The 19,739-nt window shown below is 69.9% G+C and carries 13 protein-coding genes and 2 tRNA genes; 11 read left to right on the forward strand and 4 right to left on the reverse strand.

Features of this window, described 5'->3' with window-relative positions; genetic code table 11:
- Positions 1-9: 9 nt before the first annotated feature.
- From QZ607_RS10150 to QZ607_RS10180, 7 genes are all read left to right on the forward strand, one after another.
- Positions 10-1,596: an ATP-dependent DNA ligase gene (locus QZ607_RS10150; RefSeq protein WP_295882418.1), complete on the forward strand. Its 1,587-nt coding sequence runs from the start codon at positions 10-12 to the stop codon at positions 1,594-1,596.
- A gap of 65 nt (positions 1,597-1,661) precedes the next feature.
- The gene (locus QZ607_RS10155) at positions 1,662-3,227 is read left to right on the forward strand and encodes a cryptochrome/photolyase family protein (RefSeq protein WP_295882420.1); all 1,566 of its coding nucleotides are present in this window, start codon (positions 1,662-1,664) and stop codon (positions 3,225-3,227) included.
- Between the two features lie 48 nt (positions 3,228-3,275).
- Positions 3,276-4,547, forward strand: a complete 1,272-nt coding sequence (locus tag QZ607_RS10160) for an NAD(P)/FAD-dependent oxidoreductase (RefSeq protein ID WP_295882421.1) — start codon at positions 3,276-3,278, stop codon at positions 4,545-4,547.
- Positions 4,544-5,293 (forward strand): DUF429 domain-containing protein, encoded by a 750-nt coding sequence (locus tag QZ607_RS10165; RefSeq protein ID WP_295882423.1) that lies wholly within the window; start codon positions 4,544-4,546, stop codon positions 5,291-5,293. The genes QZ607_RS10160 and QZ607_RS10165 overlap by 4 nt, the downstream gene beginning before the upstream one ends.
- 409 nt (positions 5,294-5,702) lie before the next feature.
- Entirely contained in the window at positions 5,703-6,398 is a 696-nt protein-coding gene (locus QZ607_RS10170) for a c-type cytochrome (protein WP_295882424.1), read from the forward strand.
- A gap of 83 nt (positions 6,399-6,481) precedes the next feature.
- Positions 6,482-7,006, forward strand: coding sequence for a DUF302 domain-containing protein (locus tag QZ607_RS10175; RefSeq protein WP_295882425.1), 525 nt, complete (start codon positions 6,482-6,484; stop codon positions 7,004-7,006).
- A gap of 3 nt (positions 7,007-7,009) precedes the next feature.
- Positions 7,010-7,456 carry a DUF4124 domain-containing protein gene (locus tag QZ607_RS10180; protein ID WP_295882426.1) on the forward strand — a complete coding sequence of 149 codons (447 nt, stop codon included), beginning with the start codon at positions 7,010-7,012 and terminating at the stop codon, positions 7,454-7,456.
- A gap of 191 nt (positions 7,457-7,647) precedes the next feature.
- On the opposite strand, the gene QZ607_RS10185 is transcribed toward QZ607_RS10180, so the two are convergent.
- The gene (locus tag QZ607_RS10185) at positions 7,648-7,992 is read right to left on the reverse strand and encodes a hypothetical protein (protein ID WP_295882428.1); all 345 of its coding nucleotides are present in this window, start codon (positions 7,990-7,992) and stop codon (positions 7,648-7,650) included.
- Between the two features lie 337 nt (positions 7,993-8,329).
- Positions 8,330-9,133: a precorrin-6A synthase (deacetylating) gene (cobF, locus tag QZ607_RS10190; RefSeq protein ID WP_295882430.1), complete on the reverse strand. Its 804-nt coding sequence runs from the start codon at positions 9,131-9,133 to the stop codon at positions 8,330-8,332.
- Between the two features lie 387 nt (positions 9,134-9,520).
- Here cobF and bchE point away from each other — a divergent pair, with 387 nt between their 5' ends.
- On the forward strand, positions 9,521-11,320 hold the full coding sequence (bchE, locus tag QZ607_RS10195) for a magnesium-protoporphyrin IX monomethyl ester anaerobic oxidative cyclase (protein WP_295882432.1): 1,800 nt from the start codon (positions 9,521-9,523) through the stop codon (positions 11,318-11,320).
- 396 nt (positions 11,321-11,716) lie between these two features.
- Here the strand turns inward: bchE and QZ607_RS10200 are convergent.
- Positions 11,717-11,792 (reverse strand) — tRNA-Glu (locus tag QZ607_RS10200).
- 131 nt (positions 11,793-11,923) lie between these two features.
- Positions 11,924-11,999 (reverse strand) — tRNA-Ala (locus tag QZ607_RS10205).
- Positions 12,000-12,196: 197 nt separating this feature from the next.
- On the opposite strand from QZ607_RS10205, the gene htpX reads away from it, so the two are divergent.
- The 3 genes from htpX to uvrA all read left to right on the forward strand — a co-directional run bounded on the left by htpX (position 12,197) and on the right by uvrA (position 19,003).
- Entirely contained in the window at positions 12,197-13,069 is an 873-nt protein-coding gene (gene htpX, locus QZ607_RS10210) for a protease HtpX (protein WP_295882433.1), read from the forward strand.
- 324 nt (positions 13,070-13,393) lie between these two features.
- The gene (gene prsT / locus QZ607_RS10215; protein WP_295882435.1) at positions 13,394-16,132 is read left to right on the forward strand and encodes an XrtA/PEP-CTERM system TPR-repeat protein PrsT; all 2,739 of its coding nucleotides are present in this window, start codon (positions 13,394-13,396) and stop codon (positions 16,130-16,132) included.
- 33 nt (positions 16,133-16,165) lie between these two features.
- Positions 16,166-19,003 (forward strand): excinuclease ABC subunit UvrA, encoded by a 2,838-nt coding sequence (uvrA, locus tag QZ607_RS10220; RefSeq protein WP_295882437.1) that lies wholly within the window; start codon positions 16,166-16,168, stop codon positions 19,001-19,003.
- Positions 19,004-19,739: the final 736 nt, after the last annotated feature.

The following is a 19,739-nucleotide window of genomic DNA, read 5'->3' on the forward strand; positions in this document are numbered from 1 at the left end:
CCGGACGACATGCTGAGCGTCCAGGACCTCGCCCAGGCCGCCGCAGACCTGGCGGCCACGCGCAGCCGCGCCGACAAGGTCGGACGGCTCGCCCAGCTCCTGCGCGGCGCCGATGCCGCGGACATCGGCACCGCCGCGCGCTGGTGCACTGGCGAGGCGGCATCGCACAGCCTGGGCATCGGCCCGGCCCAGGTGCGGGCAGCCCTGGCGACGCCGGCCGCAACGCGGCCGTCGCTGACGCTTGCACAGGCCACGGCGCAGCTCTATGCGGTTGCCGGGATCTCGGGCAGCGGGGCGAAGGCGCGTCGCGCCGAGACGCTCGCCGCCCTCTTTGCACAGGCCACCGACGCCGAGCAGCGGTACCTGGCCCGCCTGCTGCTCGGCGAGCTGCGCCAGGGGGCGCTCGAATCCCTGGTGCTGGACGCCGTCGCCGCCGCCTTCGACATCCCCGTCGGATGCGTCCGGCGGGCACAGATGCTGCGCGGCGATGTCGCGGAAGTGGCCGGCATCGCCCGCACCGAGGGCCGCCCCGGACTGGATGCCCTGCGGCTCCAGCTCTTCCGACCCGTCCTGCCCATGCTGGCCCAGCCCGCGGCGGACCTGGATGCGGCTTTGACGCAGCTGCCGCGGCCGATCCTGGAGTACAAGCTGGACGGCGCCCGGGTACAGATCCACAAACAGGGCGACTCCGTGCAGGTCTACAGCCGCCAGGGCAATGCCGTCACCGCCGCCGTGCCGGAGCTGGTTGACGCTGTCGCGGCGCTGCCCGCCCGCGAGCTGGTGCTGGACGGCGAGACCCTGGCGGTGGCCGCCGACGGCCGCCCGCTGCCCTTCCAGACCACCATGCGCCGCTTCGGCCGCCACAGCGACGACGCGACCCTGCGCGCCGCGCTGCCGCTGCGGGTGTTCTGCTTCGACTGCCTGGCCATCGAGGGCGAGACGCTCATCGATGCGCCTACGCACCGGCGCCATGCCGCGCTCACCGAGGCCCTGCCGCCGGCGCTGGTGATTCCGCGGCTCGCGGCGCCCACGCCCGCGGCGGCGGCGGCGTTTCTTCAGGCCGCACTCGACGCCGGGCACGAAGGGCTGATGGCCAAGGACCCGGCGGCACCCTACGCCGCCGGCGGTCGCGGCAGCCATTGGCTCAAGATCAAGCAGGCGCACACCCTGGACTTGGTGGTGCTCGCCGCCGAGTGGGGCAGCGGGCGGCGCAGCGGTCGGCTCAGCAACCTGCATCTCGGCTGCCGGGACGGCGCCGGCGGGTATCTGATGCTCGGGAAGACCTTCAAGGGGCTCACGGACAAGCTGCTGGACTGGCAGACGCAGGCGCTGCTGGAGCGGGAGATCGGCCGCGACGGCCCTGTGGTGCACGTGCGCCCGGAGCTGGTGGTGGAGATCGCCTTCAACGAGCTGCAGCAGAGCCGCCAGTATCCAGCGGGGCTCGCGCTGCGCTTTGCTCGCGTCAGGGGCTACCGCCGCGACAAGTCCGCGGCGGAGGCCGATCACATCGACAGCGTGCGTGCGCTCTTCGCCCGTCAGCTGGCCTATCGCGAGGCCGCCGACGACACCCCGCTGTCCGCTGCGGCCGGCGCCTGACGCCGGGCAGTCCGCATGACAGGCAGCCGTCACCACGCATCCGCACGCGCCGGAAGCCGCCGTCCATGACCACCGACCCGACGCACACCCCCGCGCCCGTCCGCCGGCTGCTGCTGGTGCTGGGGGACCAGCTGAACCGCGACAGCCGGCTGTTCGACGACACGGAACCGGACCGCGACCTGGTGTGGCTGTGCGAGGCGCCCGCCGAGGCGACGCATGTGCCCTCCCACAAGGCTCGCACCGTGCTCTTCCTGTCCGCCATGCGCCACTTCCGGGAGCGCCTGACCAAGGCCGGGCTGCGGGTCCGCTACCTGGCGCTGGACGCCCACGAGCACCCGGGCATCGACGCGGCGCTGGCCGCCGATCTCGACAGGCTTCAGCCCGACGAGGTCTGCCTGGTACAGCCCGGCGAGCACCGCCTGCACGCCGCCATCGCGGCTGTCTGTGCGCGGGCCGGCGTCCCACTGCGCGTCCTGGAGGACGGCCATTTCCTGTGCCCATTGCCGGACTTCGCGAGCTGGGCCGAGGGGCGCAAAGAGCTGCGGCTGGAGCACTTCTACCGCTGGATGCGCAAGCGCCATGACGTGCTCATGGACGACGGCGCGCCCGCGGGCGGCGCCTGGAACTTCGACAAAGACAACCGCAAGACCTTCGGCAAACAGGGTCCCGGCCTGCTGCCGGCGCCGCTCGGCTTTGCGCCGGACGCCGTCACCCAAGAGGTCATGCAGCTGGTCGAGGAGCGCTTTGCGGATGCCCCCGGGGGTCTGGATCACTTCGACTGGCCGGTGACGCCGGCGCAGGCGCAGGCGGCGCTCACGGACTTCATCGACCATCGGCTCGCCGCCTTCGGACCCTACCAGGACGCCATCTGGACCGGCGAGCCCTACCTGTATCACGCCCGCCTCTCGGCGGCGCTGAACCTGAAGCTGCTCGACCCGCGCGACGCCATCGACGCCGCCGTTGCGGCTTATCGGGCGGGTCGCGCGCCCATCGCCTCGGTGGAGGGCTTCGTGCGGCAGATCCTGGGCTGGCGCGAGTACGTCCGCGGCATCTACTGGCAGCGCATGCCGGGCTATCTGGAGCGCAACGCCCTGGATGCCCACCAGCCCCTGCCCGCCTTCTACTGGAGCGGCGACACCGACTACGCCTGTCTCGCCGACGCCGTAGGCCAGGTGGTGGCCCGCGGCTACGGCCACCATATCCAGCGGCTCATGGTCACCGGGCTCTTCGCCCTGCTGCTCGGCGTGGAGCCCAAGCAGGTCCACGCCTGGTATCTGGCCATGTTCGTGGACGCGGTGGAATGGGTGGAGGCGCCGAACACCCTGGGCATGAGCCAGTTCGCCGACGACGGTCTGCTGGCCAGCAAGCCCTATGCCGCGAGCGGCGCCTACATCCAGCGCATGAGCAACTGCTGCGCCGACTGCCGTTACGACCCGAAGCAGGCAGTGGGTGAGACCGCCTGCCCCTTTACGACGCTGTTCTGGGACTTTCTGGCCCGCCACCGGGAGCGCTTTTCAGGCCATCCGCGCACCGCACTCATGTGGCGCAACCTGGAACGCCTGGAGCCGGCGCGGCTGCAGGCCATTCGCACGCAGGCGGCGGCCCTGCGCGACGCCCTGGCGGCGGCCTGACCCGGCGCTGCTCCCTCGCACGCAACCCGACGCGGAGGATCGAGATACGTGGATGCGGATGTGATCGTGGTGGGTGCCGGCCTCGCCGGGCTCGCCTGCGCCCTGCGCGTGCAGCGCGAGGGGCTGCGCCCGCTCATCGTCGAGGCGGAGACGCGCGCCGGCGGGCGCATCGCCACCGATGTGCGCGACGGCTTCCTGCTGGACCGGGGCTTCCAGGTGCTCCAGACCTGGTACCCGGCCGCCGCGCGGCTGCTGGACTACGCGGCCCTCGATCTGCGCCCCTTCTATCCGGGGGCGCTGGTGCGCATCGGCGAAGACTTCCATCGCGTGAGCGACATCTGGCGGCGGCCCGCCCAGCTGCCGGAGATGCTGGTCTCGCCGGTGGGCAGCCTGGCGGACAAGCTCAAGCTCTGGCGGCTGCGTCGGCGCGCACTGCTCGGCGACCTGACGGATCTGTACAACCGCCCGGAGCAGCCGACCCCCGCCTTGCTCGCCGGGCTCGGCTTCTCTGAGCGCATCCAGGCGCGGTTCTTCCGGCCATTCTTCGCGGGCGTCTTCTTCGAGCCGGAGCTCAACGTCTCCTCGCGCGCCTTCGAGTTCGTGTTCCGCGCCTTCGCGCTGGGCGACACGGCGCTGCCGGCCCGGGGCATGGAGCAGATCCCACTGCAGCTCGCAAGCCGGCTCGCACCGGCACGGCTGCGCCTGGGCCAGCGGGTGGAGCGGCTGGAAGACGACGGCGTCCATCTCGCCGACGGCACGCGGCTGCGTGCCCGCGCCACCGTGCTCGCCACCGACGGTACGGCGGCGGCGGCGCTCCTCGGCCGCGAGGCCCCGGATACCCGCGGCACCACCTGCTTCTACTTCGCTGCGCCGGAGGCGCCGTTCGAGGGTCCGTATCTGGTGCTCAACGCCACCGGCGGGGGACCGATCAACAGCCTGCTCTGCCCGAGCAACCTGTCGGCCCACTATGCCCCCGCGGGCCAGGCGTTGGTCTGCGTCAACGTCTTCGGCGCCCGCCACAACCCCGACGCGCTGGAGACCGCCGTCCGCCGCCAGCTGCGGGAGTGGTACGGTGCGCAGGTGGAGGTCTGGGAGCGGCTTGCGGTGTACCGGCTGCCCGCGGCGCTGCCGCTGCAGGCGTCGGGCGTCACAGCGCCCCGGGGCGCACTGCGGGCGGGCGAGCAGCTCTGGATCTGCGGCGAGGCGGCGGCGCCGCCGTCCATTCACTGGGCGCTCGCCAGCGGCGACGACACCGGCACCGCGGTGAGCCGGGCGCTGCGCGCCGACAGCCCGGGCCCCAGACCGCACACGGCCGCATGAGCCTTGACCTGGGCGGCGCCGATGCCGCCGTGGGCATCGACGGCTGCCGGGCCGGCTGGGTCTGGTGCCGGCGCTCCGCCGCGGGCTGGGACGGCGGCGTCGCAGCGGACATTGCCGCACTCGCGCCGATGATCGAGGCGAGCGCGCTGAGCCTGGTGGACATGCCCATCGGCCTCGTCTCCGCAGGCGCTGCCGAGCGCCGCTGCGACCGCGCCGCCCGGGCACTGCTGGGCCGCCCCCGGGCGAGCAGCGTCTTTCGCCCGCCCTGCCGGGCCGCCCTGGACGCCGCCGACTATCGCAGCGCCTGCGCCGTGAACCGGCGGCACACAGGCGTGGCCCTGTCCCAGCAGACCTGGAATATCGCCGGCAAGATCCGTGAGCTGGACCAGCTGCTCTGCGCGGACAAGGCGCTTCGCGCCCGGCTGCGGGAGGCGCACCCGGAGCTCTGCCTGTGGGGCCTCGCCGGCCGAAGGTCCATGCAGCACAACAAGCGCCGGCCCGCCGGCAGGCAGGAGCGCCTTGCCCTGCTCGCCATGCTGGACCCGAGCTGCCCGCCGCATCTCGAGACCCTGGCCGCCGTCCATCCCCGGCGCGCCGTGGCAGCCGACGACATCCTGGACGCAGCGGTGCTGGCCGTCACCGCCGCTGCCGCCGTCGCGGGCACCCACTGCCGGCGGTGCCTGCCGGACGCGCAGGAGCACGATGCCATGGGCCTGCCCATGGAGATGGTCTATGTGCTGGCCTGATGACGGGCTGACCTGACGGGATGCGCGCCGGCGAGCATGCGCAGGCGATGCGACAGGTCGGTTCCATGCTGCCGGGGCGGCCATGCCCGGCGGCCCGGGCTTGGCTGCCGGTAAACCCCCAAATGGCTCCGCGGTTGCAGGCGCCCCATCGATCTTCTATGTTACCGCCGGCCGAAGGGTGCTGATCGGCGCGAGCCGCCCCGTGGCCGCGCCGCTTCCGACGCCGGACCGACACATCGGCACGGACCCGCAACGAGCGGGCGCCGGCGGGCTGCACGACCGCACGCACAGCATCCGAGCCCACAACAATTGCGATGTCCCGCCGCCAAGCCGGCGGCGGCCGTCGCCAAGCCCGGCCGGCATCAGCCGGCGGGCGGATTACCCCGTCAGGACCCTGGAGCGTCTGCACATGGCCCCGAAGCGCCCGTTTTCCCCGCGCACCTTCCCACTGCCCCTCCTTCCATTGATCCTCCTGCTGCTGCTGGCGCTTGCCATGCCGCTGGCGCTCGCCGACGAGGACGAGGACGACGACGAAATCGACCTGCTGGACATGGAGCCGGACCGGCAAGCCGGCGAGGTGATGTACCGCCAATGCGCGCTCTGCCATGGGCAGCACGGCCAGGGCATCCTGGGCGGCAAGTATCCGCGCATCGCCGGCCTGCCGGAGTATTACCTGCTCAACGCCCTGCAGGACTACCAGACCGGCGCGCGCGGCTATGACGCGATGCTCGTGGTCGGCGGCCTCAAGACCGCCGACGACCAGGACCTGGTCAACCTGTCGGCCTACATCTCGGACCTGGAGGTTGATCTCGACGTACCCGGCCCGGAGGAAGGCAGTGCGCGCAAGGGCAAGCGGATGTACCGCTACGACTGCCGCACCTGTCACGGCCGCAAGGGCGAAGGCAAGACCCGCAAGGAGTCGCCGCCGCTGCGCGGCCAGTACCACGAATACCTGCTGCGGCAGATCGAGATGTTCAAGAACAAAGAGCGCATCCACGCCGACGACCCGGAGGACGAGACCTTCGCGGCGTACGAAGACGAGGAGCTGCTGCATATCCTGGCCTTCATCGCGAGCCTCGACGACAAGGAAGACAAAGACAAATGAGCGCGGCGCCCCACCCCGCTGCGGAGAAGCGCCGCGTCAAGCTGCGTCGGCGTCCGAGCCGATCCACCAAGGAGTCAAGATCCATGACGAAAAGACTGCATACCTGCCTCGCCGCCGCCCTGCTGCTCGCGAGCTTCCTGCCGGCCGCCGCCGTCGCCCAGGAGCCGGCCGGTGCGCCCGAAGTCAACATGTTCGAGATCGGCCAGACTGTGCTCAAGATCGGGCTGGCGGAGGGCGTGACGCCGGACGATGCCATCGATGCCATGAACTCCAAGGCGGTGGAGCTCAACATGAAGCTGGTGGGCCACCAGAACGTCGGCAAAGAGCTTGAGAACCGGGGCGTCGACTCGCCGCGGCTGGAGATCTTTCAGTTCTGTCGTCCCGAGGACGCCGTCAAGATGGTGCGCTTCAACACCATCTACGCCGCCTACATGCCCTGCAGCATCGCCCTGGTGGAGGACAACGAGGGCAAGTACTGGCTGGAGATGCTGAACCTGGACATGATCATCAACGCCTACGAGCTGCCACCGGAGCTTCAGGCCATCGCCATCACCGTCAACGGCGAGATGCTCTCCATCATCACGGCCGGCGCCACCGGCGCCTTCTGAGCCGTGGTACACCGCGCGGTGACAGCCGGCACCGGCGGCCTGCTGCTGGCGGCAGGCATTGCCGGCGCGCAGGTGTACAAGGGTGTGGACGCCGACGGCAACGTCGTCTACTCCTCCTCACCCGCTGTCGGCGCCGACCCGGAGCGCGTGGAGCAGGTGCGCATCGACCCGGGCCCCACGGATGCCGATCGCGCCGCCGCCGAGCGGCGCATGCGGGCCATGCAGCCCCGCGGCGGCCCCAGCCAACCGCCGACGCCGGGGCAGCAGACGCAGCAGCAGACACCGGCACAGGCCGCCCCCCAACAGAACGCCGGCGGCACGCAGTCCTACGACTGGCTGAAGCAGGAGAGCACACAGCGCGGCGGCTCCACCAGCCGCACCCAGCGCAGCCCCGGCGAATCCCGCAGCCGCAGCGGCACGGGCAACGACGCCGAGCGCACCACGCGCTGAGACGCAGACCGGCGCCGCCCAGCATCAAACCGGCGCCGCCCAGCATCAAACCGGCGCCGCCCAGCATCAAGCATCAAACCGGCGCCGCCCAGCATCAAGCATCAAACCGGCGCCGCCGGACTTCCGCCGGCACGCGTATCGCACGCCCGCCAGCGGGCCCGCCTCCGCAACGCAGGCCGGGTCGGCTGGGGTCAGGCCGGCGCCCGGCCCCCGCCCGCGTGCTGCCGCGATGCGGCAAGCCCGCCCTTCAGCATCACCAGGTCATAGAGCTCACAGAGCATGAAATGGCGGTTGGCCGGCTCCCGCAGCCTGGCTACCGTCGGCTGGTGACCATCGCGCCAGCGCCGGGCCGCCATGCGGAATTCGTCCGGCAGGCGCAGATTGAAGGGCGACGGCCGCACCAACAGGCGCACCACCTGCTCGAACAACAGGGCGTACCGGTCGTCCTCAGGCGCCCGATAGAGGGCGGTGAGATCGCCGCCATACTGGCGGAAGAGCTGCAGGTAGTCCTGCACGTCGGGCTTGGTAGGGGACATGGAAGATCCTGTGGATGCCTGGGCCGGGCTCGCCTGGGTCTTTGAGCTTGGCAAGCAACGCGTTGCTGCGCGGAGACGGGGCCGCAGCAGGTCGGGACAGCGACAGCATGACCCGGCCTACAATGGATGCTCACCCGCTCTGGGACGTCATCCTGCGGGACGCAGCAAACACCGCGCCAAAGACCTCAAGCCCCTCGGGCGCCGAAAACCCGGGCTGCATCAAAGCCTAGGGCTGTACCCTGCGCCCCGGCCGCTGCGTCAGACCTGTCGCAAATGCCACAATCGCGGCAGGCTCGACGCAATCCCGACCACTGTCGCCATCGCCCAGGGCGCTCCATCACCCGTCGTCACCCGCGTCCACCTCAGGCGACTCGCGCCGGCGCAGCAGATAGGTGTCCATCAGCCAGCCCTTCTGCTCGCGCAGCGCCGCCCGCACCCGCAGCAGCTCGTCCAGCACCGCATCCAGCGGCCCCGACACCAGCACCTCATCCGCGGCGCCCAGATAACCGCCCCAGTAGATGTCCATGTCCTGGCCGACGAAGCGCTGGAAGGAAGCGTTGTAGTCCAGCATGACGACGACGTTGTGCACACACCCCGGGTCCACCTGCTCCGCCTCGCGTCCGGTGATGATCTGCACGGACTCGCCGACGCGGTTCAGCGGAATCCGGTGCCGTGCGGCGAGCACCTGCACGGCGCTGATGCCCGGGATGACGGTGACCCCGACCCGTTCCGGCAGCTCGGCGACCACGGCCTGCACCATGCTCACGGTCTGGTCGTACAACGCCGGGTCCCCCCACAGCAGCAGACCGGCGCTGTCGCCGTTGCCGAGCTCCCGGGTCAGGAGCGCCGCGAAGATGCGCCGCTTCTCGGCATGCCAGTCGGCGACGATGGCGCGATAGGCCGCGCCGTCACGGTCCACGGCCCGCGGTCGCGGCGGGCTCGGCACACGCACCTCCCGGTAGTCCCCGTGCGGGCGCACCCGTCGCATGATCTCCCGACGCAGCGCCGTGAGCTCGTCCTTGCCACGGCCCGCCTTCTCCAGCAGGAAGAACACGTCGACGCGCCGCATCGCGTCCACGGCCTGCAGGGTCAGGAAGTCCGGGTGGCCCGGACCGATGCCGATCAGGTAGCAGTGCTTCATGGCAGCCATCGCTTGAGTAAGGAGTCGCTTGAGGGGGAGGCATGAGCCGACGCGGACTGTCCAGTCAGCTTGACACCGGTCAACGGAAAGCCGGAATGACAGGTGTTTCACTGGCGGCGCGCGCTGAGCGCAGTACCATCCGGGACAGGCGAGTTGGAACAGGCCACGCCGCGCGACGCCGACCCCTCGGGAGCCGCGGCGCACAGGGCCGGGATCGACGCGAAGATAGATGGGGCTCAATGACGCGGCCCGGGTCGATCATCGACACTCTGCCGGATCAGAACCGCCGCAGCGCGCCTGCCGAGCATACCCCGGCGGCGTGCCGCCACCCCAACGCAGCCGCCGGTGCCTGTCCGCGGCCGACGCCCACCGAACCGGAGCCGATACATGCGCATCCTTTTCGTCCATCCCAACTACAGCGCCGGCGCCGCCGACATCGCCGGTAACTGGTCGCCGGCCTGGGTCACGTACGTTGCCGGCTACCTCAAGGCCGGCGGCTACATGGACTATCAGTTCGTCGACGCCCTGGTGGACGACCTGGACGATGAGCAGCTGCGCATCGCCATCCGCGAGGCCGGCGCCGACGTCGTCGCCACCACGGCCATGACGCCCATGATCTACGCCGCCCAGCGGGTGCTTCAGATCGCCAAGGAAGAATGCCCGGGCGCCGTCACCGTCCTCGGCGGCATCCATGCCACCTTCATGTTCAAGCAGGTGCTGGCCGAGGCGCCCTGGATCGATGCCATCGTCCGCGGCGAGGGCGAGTCGGTGACGCTGAACCTGGTGCGCGCCATCGACGAGGGCCGCTGGCCCAACGAGCGCGATCAGATCAAAGGCATCGCCTTCCTCGGCGACGACGGCGCCGTGGTGGCAACCCCCGCCGAGCCGTCCATCCGGGACATCGACACCATCAAGGCGGACTGGGGCCTGCTGGACTGGAAGAAGTACATCTACATCCCGCTGGGCGTGCCGGTGGCGACCCCGAACATGGCCCGCGGCTGCCCCTTCACCTGCTCGTTCTGCAGCCAGTGGAAGTTCTGGCGCGACTACCGCGTGCGCAGCCCGAAGGAGATGGTGGACGAGATCGAGGAGCTGAAGAAGGTCCACGGCGTCGGCTTCTTCATCCTCGCGGACGAAGAGCCCACCATCAACCGCGCCAAGTTCATCGAGTTCTGCCAGGAGCTCATCGACCGCGACCTGGACATCCAGTGGGGCATCAACACCCGCGTGACGGACGTCATGCGCGACGAGGAGCTGCTGCCCTTCTACCGCAAGGCCGGCCTGGTACACATCTCGCTCGGCACCGAGGCCGCGGCACAGCTGAACCTGGACCGCTTCGTCAAGGAGACCACCGTCGCGCAGAACAAGCGCGCCATCCAGCTTCTGCAGCAGAACGGCATCGTCACCGAGGCGCAGTTCATCGTCGGGCTGGAGAACGAGACCCGCGAGACCCTGGAGGAGACCTACCAGATGGTCATGGACTGGGGCGCCGACATGGCCAACTGGTCCATGTTCACCCCCTGGCCCTTCTCCGACATGTTCACGGAGCTGGGCGAGAAGGTGGAGGTCTTCGACTACTCCAAGTACAACTTCGTCTCGCCCATCATGAAGCCGGACAGCATCGACCGCGCCGAGCTGCTCGACGGCGTCATGGCAAACTACCGGCGCTTCTACATGAAGCGCATGCTCTTCCAGTACCCCTGGGTGAAGGACCCGTTCCGCCGCCGCTACCTCATCGGCTGCATCAAGGCCTTCTTCAAGAGCGCCTTCGAGCGCAAGTTCTACCAGCTGGGCCAGCAGAACTACTGGGGCCCGATGTTCAAGAAGCTGATCCGCTTCGACTACGACAAGTCCGCCTCGAAGATCGAGGAGCCGGATCACAACGCCTGGAAGCAGGCCCCCGCCGCCAAGCGCCCCATCGACGGCTCGGCGGTCAAGCCCGAGGTCGTGAAGAAGCGCGCGGCGGGGGTCAGCCAGCCGAGCGGCGTCATGGCCTCGGTCAAGGCCTGCGGCGGCGCGGAGCCGGCCCACGCGGCCATGGCCTGCGGCGGCGGCGACCAACAGATGACCGAGGAGCAGATCGCGCAGTACAACGGACCAAATCTCAACGGCCAACGCGAGGTCGCGGTGCCGATCTCCGAGATTGCCAAGCCGAAGGAGAAGGCGGCGCTGGCAGAGCAAGCGTAGTCACGCCGGTCAGGGGCCGGCACCAACGGCCCCGACCCCAACCGCAAGAACGCCCCCGGCCGGGGGCGTTTTCATGTCCGCTCGTGCTGTCACCAGCGCTCTCGGCGATTGCCTGGCCTGCGTGCGTGTCGATGCCGCGCCCGATCACGGCCAAGCCGACGGCGGCACAATCGGGTCCTTGGCCCAAGAGGTCGACATGGCTGGGTAGCACGGTGAACCGTGTCGAAGGCAGCCCTTCTCGCTCGATGGGCATGCTCCGCCTGCTCCACCGCGCCGGCGAGCTGATCGGGTTGCACCTGCCCTGCTGGACGTATGCAGCCGGAATCGGAACGTCACCCAACCCGAACCCAACAAAAAAAGGGGCTGCCCGAAAACCCGAGCAGCCCCTTGATTTGTTGGCGTCCCCACGGGGATTCGAACCCCGGTTGCCGCCGTGAAAGGGCGGTGTCCTAGGCCTCTAGACGATGGGGACTGAAAGCAGGTCCTGACACAAAACCGGCCGGGCGCTCAGGCGGCCGGCCGGCGGCGTCGGGACGGCTTGCCCGGGGTGAGCTTGTACGGATCAAGCATGTCCGGGGTTGGCGCGGTCCAAAGAGGCTTGTCTGGTGGAGCCAGGCGGGATCGAACCGCCGACCTCAACACTGCCAGTGTTGCGCTCTCCCAGCTGAGCTATGGCCCCAGTAAGCCGCGCACTATAATCCCCGAACGGCGATCTGTCCAGCCCCGATTGTCCGCGCCGGCGCCGGCGCTCAGCACCGGCGGCAACCGACAGTTGCCGACTCACTTGCGCGGCGCGCCGCGGGCATCCACTTTAGCAGCACCGAAATTTCACCACCGGAAGCCAATCCGTCTTCACCCACTGGGAGAACCCTACCGATGTTGAGAGTGTTGCTGTTCGTCGCAACGAACTTCGCGATCCTGACAGTGCTCTATATCGTGCTGAGCATCCTCGGGCTGTCCGCGCAGACCGGCAGCGGGCTGCTGATCATGGCGCTGCTGTTCGGCTTCGGCGGCTCCATGATCTCGCTGTTCATGTCCAAGTGGCTCGCCAAGCGGTCCATGGGGGTGCAGATCATCGAGCAGCCGCAGACCCCCTTCGAGCAGTGGCTGTTCGAGATCGTGCGCAAACAGTCCGAAGAGAGCGGCATCCGCATGCCCGAGGTGGGCATCTTCGACCAGCCCGACCCCAACGCCTTCGCCACCGGCTGGAACCGCAACGACGCGCTGGTGGCCGTCAGCACCGGCCTGCTGCAGCACATGAACCGCGACGAGGTGGAGGCCGTGGTGGGCCATGAGATCAGCCATGTCGCCAACGGTGACATGGTGACGCTGGCGCTGATCCAGGGCGTGCTGAACACCTTCGTCATCGTGCTCGCGCGGGTCATCGGCGGCTTCGTCGACTCTGCCCTGCGCGGCAACGATGAAAGCGGCGGCGTCGGTATCGGCTACTTTGTGGTGTCCATCATCGCCGAGATCGTGCTCGGCTTCCTCGCATCCATCATCGTCATGTGGTTCTCGCGCTTCCGCGAGTTCCGGGCCGATGCGGGCGGCGCCCGGCTGGCCGGCCGGGAGCGCATGATCGCGGCGCTGCGGGCGTTGCAGCGCGTACACGAGCCGCACGACCTGCCGGCCGGCGAGTTCGCCGCGTTCGGCATCTCCGGCAATATCGGCGACGGGCTGAAGAAGCTTTTCGCGAGCCACCCGCCGCTGGAAGAGCGCATCGCAGCACTGGAGCAGGCACGGGATTGACGCCCTGACCACCCGAAGGTTACTGCAAATCAGTGGCGGCCCCCGCTGCCGGTCGGCCACGGCCGGTCGGGGCCGCTGCGCAGGCCGCACTGCCGCACCCGCCTGACCATCGCCTGGGAGGCTGCACCAGGGGCGCAACTCGTCGGCGCAATCCGTCCGTGTACGCCCACGCCCGCCGATGGCTGCGGGCAAATTGTTATGATGCGCCCGCGCGTCAGGATCACTGATCCTGGCACCCGTCGCTCCCTGGAAACCTCGCCCATTAGAAGTCCTGCCATGGCCGCTCACCGCATTGCCCATCGCCATCGCCGTCACTCGATTACCGTGACAGCCCTGCTCCTGCTGCTGACGTGCGCGTCGCTGCCGGTCGCCGCATCCCTGGAAGCCGCCCGGGAGGACTGGCAGGCGGGCCAGATCCAGAGCGCAGTGGTCCGCCTCAAGGATCTGCTGCAGCAGAATCCGGACGACGCCGAAGCCCGCCTGATGCTCGGGCGCGTGTACCTCGATGCCGGAGAGCCCCTGGCGGCTGAGCAGGAGATCATGCGCGCCCGCGACGGCGGCGCAAGCGATGCCGAGACCCGCGCCGGCCTGGTGGAGGCCCTGCTGACACAGCGCGAGCTGACCCGGGCGCTGGAGTGGGCGGAGCCGCCGGCGGACGCCAGCCCTGCCCAGCGCGCCGAGATTCTGGCCCTGCGCGGGAGCGTGCTGCTGTCGCTGGACCGCGAATCCGATGCCGCCGAAGCGATCTCCGCCGCACTGGCCGCGGACCCCGAGTCGCCGCGGGCGATGCTCGGCGAGGCAACCCTGCAGCTGCGCCGCGAGGATGCAGCGGCGGCCCGGAGCACGATCCAGCGGGCCATCGAGCTGCATCCCGAGTCGGCGGACGCCTGGCAGGCGCTGGCGACGCTGGAGCGGCTCGAGCAGAACACCGAGGCCGCCATCGACGCTTACACCAGGGCGATCGAGCACGCCCGCAGCACCTGGCCGCTGCATTACCAGCGCGCGGTGCTGCACCTCGACGGGCAGAACCTGGAATCTGCCGCCGCTGACATCGACGCAGTGCGCGGCGAGCGCCCGCGCCTGCCGGGTCTCGACTACCTGGAGGGGCGTCTGCTGCTGCTCCAGGGCGACACCGCCGCTGCCGCAGAGCGCCTGGAGGCCTATCTGCGGCGGGCACCCAGTGACGTCACCGCCATCTACTACGCGGCGCTGGCGCTGCACCGGCTGGATCGCAACGCCCAGGCCGAGGAGTACCTGCTGCGGCTGACAGCAGCGGTGCCGAACAACATTCAGGGGCTGGCGCTGCTCGCCCGCACCCGCCTGGCCCAGGGCAATGCCGCCGGGGCCGAGGAGGCCATACGGCCGGTGGCCGAGTCGCCGCAGGCGACGCCGGCGGCCATGGAGCTGCTGCGCCGGGCGCTTGCAGCACAGGGGCGCGCAGCGGAAGCCGAGGCCCTCGTCGCCACGGCCGCCGAACGCTTCCCCGAGCTCGGCTCCGCACAGGTGGCGCATGCACAGCAGTTGCTGGCCGAGGGCGATACCGACGCTGCGCTGACGCTGCTGACGCGCGTGATCAGCGAAGAGCCCGACAACGAGCGGGCGCGGATGCAGTTGCTGCGCGCCCACATCGCCGCGGAGGACGCCGACGCCGCCATGGCCGCCGCCGACGCGTTCATCGAGCACGCGCCCGACTCCCCCATGGCACACACCGCCAAAGCCGCGCTCTTTGCCCAGGCGGGTGACCTGGATGCGGCCCGGGCCGCCTTCGCCAAGGCCCTGGAGCTGGACCCCACGTTCGAGCGGGCAGCGCTCGCGCTGGCGGCACTGGAGCTCGGCACCGACCGCCGTGACCAGGCGTTACAGACCCTCGACTCGGCGCTGGCCGCCGATCCCGCCAACCCGGACGTGGTGCTGGCCCGCGCTGCGCTCGACTTCCGCGAGGGCAACGCCGAAGACTTCAACGCGCGCCTGCAAGAGGTTCTCAAGCGCAATCCGGAGGCATTGCGTCTGCGTCTGGTGCTGGCGCGCAGCTACCTTGCCGGCGGCGACGCCGGCGCGGCCCGTACCCTGCTCAACCAGGCGCCGGCAGCGCAGCGCGACGCGCCAACTTTGCTGCTCCTGCGTGCGCAGGCGGAGCTTGCTGCCGGCGACAGATCAACCTCGGCGGCAACCCTCACCGATCTGGCCGAGCGCAACCCGACCATGCCGCAATACCGGTACATGCTCGCATCCCTCTATGCCCAAATGGGCGACCTGCGCGCCGCCGAGAGCAATCTGACAACGGGCCTGGAGCTGGACCGCGCCGATGCGCTGGAGCATGGGCGCCTCGCGACCATCCTGGCGGCACAGCCCACGGCAGCCGAGCGCCGCGCCCTGCTGGAGAAGCTCGCGTCGCGTGCCCCGGACCATGCGACGGTGCGTGCCGCCCAGGCGCGCTTTCTCGCCGATCAGGGCGACTTCTCCCAGGCGAGCGGCATGCTCACGGAGCTCGCCGACGCGCATCCCGATGACGTGACCTACACCCTGCTGCTGGCGGATGTCATGGCCCGTTCCGGACGCTCCGCACAGGCCCGCACACTGCTGGAGGGCTGGCTCCGGGAGCATCCGAAGAACGTCCCTGCGCGCATGGCGCTGGCCCAGCGCGGCATCGAGGACGGCGACCCCGGGCTGGCCATCGCTCAATACCGCCGCGTGCTGGACACCAACCCCAACAACAGCGTGGCGCTGAACAACCTGGCGATGCTGCTGGCCGAGGAGCAGCCGGACGAAGCCCTCGGCTACGCGGAGCGGGCGCTCGAGCTGAACCCGGAGGACGCGGCCTTCATCGACACCAAGGGCACGGTGCTGCTGGCCAAGGGCGACTACGCGGCCGCACTGCCACTGCTCTCCAAGGCACATGCCGGCAGCACGGACCCCAGCATCGCCTTCCGCTACGCCAAGGCGCTCGCGGGCACCGGCGACGCGGCCGGCGCCCGCCGCCTGCTGCTGAACCTCAAGGCGCAGTCCTTCCCGGAGAAGGCTGAGGCCGACGCGCTGTATCAGCGCCTGGCCGGCGGCAACTGAACCCAGACCGAGGTCCAGGGGGCGCCGTCAGGAATGGATTCGATCCGCATCCGCGGGGCGCGCACGCACAACCTGAAGGACCTGGACCTCGACCTGCCGCGGGACCGGCTGGTGGTGATCACCGGCCTGTCCGGCTCCGGCAAGTCGTCGCTGGCCTTCGACACCATTTATGCCGAGGGCCAGCGGCGCTACGTGGAGTCCCTGTCCGCGTATGCGCGGCAGTTCCTGTCCATGATGGACAAGCCGGACGCGGACCTCATCGAGGGCCTGTCGCCGGCCATCGCCATCGAGCAGAAGACCACCTCCCACAACCCCCGCTCCACCGTCGGCACCATCACCGAGATCCACGATTACCTGCGCCTGCTCTACGCGCGGGTGGGCACGCCGCACTGCCCGGAGCACGGCGAGCCGCTGTCGGCCCAAACCGTCACACAGATGGTCGACACTATCCTCGCCCGCCCCGAGGGCGAGCGCCTGATGCTGCTGGCGCCGCTGGTGGCCGCACGCAAGGGCGAGTACCAGCACCTGCTGACGGAGCTGAACGCCCAGGGCTTCGTGCGTGCGCGCATCGACGGCGCGCTGGTGGAGCTGGACGCCCCGCCGCAGCTGGATGCCAGGAAGAGGCACGACATCGAAGTCGTCGTGGACCGCTTCCGCGTGCGCCCGGACCTGCAATTACGGCTCGCTGAGTCCATCGAGACGGCGCTCAAGCTCTCGGGCGGCATCCTGCGGGTGGCCTCCATGGACGACACCGAGGCCGAGCCCGAGACCTTCTCCGCCAACTTCGCCTGCCCCGTGTGCAGCTGGAGCCTGGCAGAGCTGGAGCCCAGGCTGTTCTCCTTCAACAACCCCGCCGGCGCCTGCCCCACCTGCGACGGGCTCGGCGTGGAGCAGTACTTCGACCCCGCCAAGGTGGTCGCCCAGCCGCAGCTGAGCCTCGCGGACGGTGCCATCCGCGGCTGGGACAGGCGCAACGGCTACTACTTCGGCATGATCAAGTCGCTGGCGGCGCACTTCGGCTTCGAGCTGGACGTGCCCTGGCAGGATCTGGAGCCCTTCGCACAGCAGGTGGTGCTGCACGGCAGCGGCGACGAGAAGCTCAAGCTCAAGCTCCCGCACGAGCGCGGCACCGGTAAGCAGCGCAGCTTCGAGGGCGTGCTCGGCAACATGCAGCGCCGCTACCGGGAGACGGACTCTTCGACGGTGCGCGAGGAGCTGGCCCGCTTCATTTCCACCCGCCCCTGCCCTGCCTGCGGCGGCGCCCGACTCAACGCCGCCGCGCGCAATGTGCTGGTGGCGGGCAAGGACCTGGGCGCCATCTCCGCGATGCCGGTGGGCGAGTCACTCAGGTGGCTCGACGGGCTGCGGGAGGACGGCCGCCTTGCGGGCCAGCGCGCGGAGATCGCCGCCAAGGTGCTGCAGGAGATCGCCCAGCGGCTCAAGTTTCTCGCCGACGTCGGGCTCGATTATCTGACCCTGGAGCGCAGCGCCGAGAGCCTCTCCGGCGGTGAAGCCCAGCGCATTCGGCTCGCCAGCCAGATCGGCGCCGGGCTGGTTGGGGTCATGTACATCCTGGATGAGCCCAGCATCGGGCTGCACCAGCGCGACAACGAGCGGCTGCTGGGCACGCTCACGAGGCTCAGGGACCTCGGCAACACCGTCATCGTCGTCGAGCACGACGCCGATGCCATCCGCGCCGCCGACCACGTCGTGGACTTAGGTCCAGGCGCCGGCGCCCATGGCGGCGAGCTGGTGGCGGCCGGCACGGCGGACGAGATCGCCGCCGACCCGGACTCCCTCACCGGCCGCTACCTGTCCGGCGCCCTGCGCATCGAGATTCCCACCGAGCGCAAACCGGCCAAGGACGGCCATCAGCTCGTTATCCGCGGCGCCGCCGGCAACAATCTGCACGGCATCGATGCCGCCATCCCCGTCGGCACCTTTTGCTGTGTCACCGGCGTCTCCGGCTCCGGCAAATCCACGCTGGTGAACGACACCCTGTACCCCGCCGCCGCCCGCCGGCTCAATGCCGCGAGCCTGCGCGCGGCCCCGCACGCCGCCATCGAGGGGCTTGAGCACTTCGACAAGGTGGTGGACATCGACCAGAGCCCCATCGGCCGCACGCCCCGCTCCAACCCGGCCACCTACACCGGTGTGTTCAACCTGATCCGGGACCTGTTCGCCAATGTGCCGGAGGCCCGCTCCCGCGGCTACGGCCCCGGGCGCTTCAGCTTCAACGTCAAGGGCGGGCGCTGCGAGGCCTGCAAGGGCGACGGGCTGATTCGGGTGGAAATGCACTTCCTGCCGGATGTCTATGTGCAGTGCGACGCCTGCCGCGGCCGGCGCTACAATCGCGAGACCCTGGAGATCCGCTACAAGGGCAAGACCATCGACGAGGTGCTGGACCTGACGGTGGAGGACGCGCTGACCTTCTTTCTGCCGGTGCAGGTGATCCACCGCAAGCTCAAGACCCTGGTGGAGGTGGGGCTGGGCTACCTGCGCCTGGGGCAGAACGCGGTCACGCTGTCCGGCGGCGAGGCCCAGCGGGTCAAGCTCAGCCGGGAGCTGTCCAAGCGCGACACCGGCCGCACGCTGTACATCCTGGACGAGCCCACCACGGGGCTCCACTTCCACGACGTGAAGCACCTGCTGGACGTGCTGCACCGCCTGCGTGACCACGGCAACACCGTCGTGGTCATCGAGCACAACCTGGACGTCATCAAGACCGCGGACTGGATCATCGACTTAGGCCCCGAGGGCGGCGACCAGGGCGGGCAGATCGTCGCCGCCGGTACGCCGGAGCAGATTGCACAGATCGACGCCTCGCACACGGGGCGGTTCCTTGCGCCGTTGCTGGCGCGGGGCTGGTGAGGCGTCGAGTGGTGCGGCAGCAGCATGACGGCGACGGCGGCGAGCAGCAGCGCCAGCATGAACGCGGTGTTCTTTCAGAAGGGCCGGCTCAGCGACGCCGGCATCCGGACCTCGGGATAGCGCAGCAGCAGCGTGAAGGTGCGGGCGATGGCCTCCAGCCGAGCCCGACCGAATAACGGGTGGAAGTCCGGACCGCGCCCGCTTGGCGGACAGCACCGGCGACGCTGGAAATTGCCGTGCCACGTCGAAGGTGCTCCAATTCACGGTGCCTGGCCCGGCCGGCCTCCGTGCCCAGTGCGTACATCACCAAAGTCGCCGCCGCACCCGCCGGGCAGCCCCGAGCTCCAACAACCCCAGTGCCATCAGCACCGCCGTGCCAGACAGCGGGGGCGGCGACTTGTCCGGGGCGGACTGCCCAACCGCACTGCGTGCCGGCCTTACTGACGATGGTCCGGCCGCCACCGTCGGGGCCGAAGCGCCACGCGTAGAACGGAAACGTCACATACTCCGAACCGGACCAGTACGCGCTCTGGATGCTCGTGAGTGTGCCATCGCCGACGGTCTGGTCGCCGGTCTTGTTGTCGCCGAAACTACCGGGCAACGAGTCCGTTGCGCCAACACACACCTACGACTGCTGACTGCTTTTGGTCAACCGCCGATCGTAGGGCACGCCGCGAGTGTCCGTTATGAGACAAATACCTGCCGGCTCTCAGGGACAGCCTGACCGGCAGTTCCC

Source organism: uncultured Thiohalocapsa sp. (assembly GCF_913063425.1).
In the GTDB taxonomy this organism is placed as follows: domain Bacteria; phylum Pseudomonadota; class Gammaproteobacteria; order Chromatiales; family Chromatiaceae; genus Thiohalocapsa.

Coding starts and splice junctions, on each gene's coding strand:
- QZ607_RS10150 (WP_295882418.1), top strand. CDS start 10: ATGCTGAGCGTCCAGGACCTCGCCCAGGCCGCCGCAGACCTGGCGGCC.
- QZ607_RS10155 (WP_295882420.1), top strand. CDS start 1,662: ATGACCACCGACCCGACGCACACCCCCGCGCCCGTCCGCCGGCTGCTG.
- QZ607_RS10165 (WP_295882423.1), top strand. CDS start 4,544: ATGAGCCTTGACCTGGGCGGCGCCGATGCCGCCGTGGGCATCGACGGC.
- QZ607_RS10170 (WP_295882424.1), top strand. CDS start 5,703: ATGGCCCCGAAGCGCCCGTTTTCCCCGCGCACCTTCCCACTGCCCCTC.
- QZ607_RS10175 (WP_295882425.1), top strand. CDS start 6,482: ATGACGAAAAGACTGCATACCTGCCTCGCCGCCGCCCTGCTGCTCGCG.
- QZ607_RS10185 (WP_295882428.1), bottom strand. CDS start 7,992: ATGTCCCCTACCAAGCCCGACGTGCAGGACTACCTGCAGCTCTTCCGC.
- cobF (WP_295882430.1), bottom strand. CDS start 9,133: ATGAAGCACTGCTACCTGATCGGCATCGGTCCGGGCCACCCGGACTTC.
- bchE (WP_295882432.1), top strand. CDS start 9,521: ATGCGCATCCTTTTCGTCCATCCCAACTACAGCGCCGGCGCCGCCGAC.
- htpX (WP_295882433.1), top strand. CDS start 12,197: ATGTTGAGAGTGTTGCTGTTCGTCGCAACGAACTTCGCGATCCTGACA.
- uvrA (WP_295882437.1), top strand. CDS start 16,166: ATGGATTCGATCCGCATCCGCGGGGCGCGCACGCACAACCTGAAGGAC.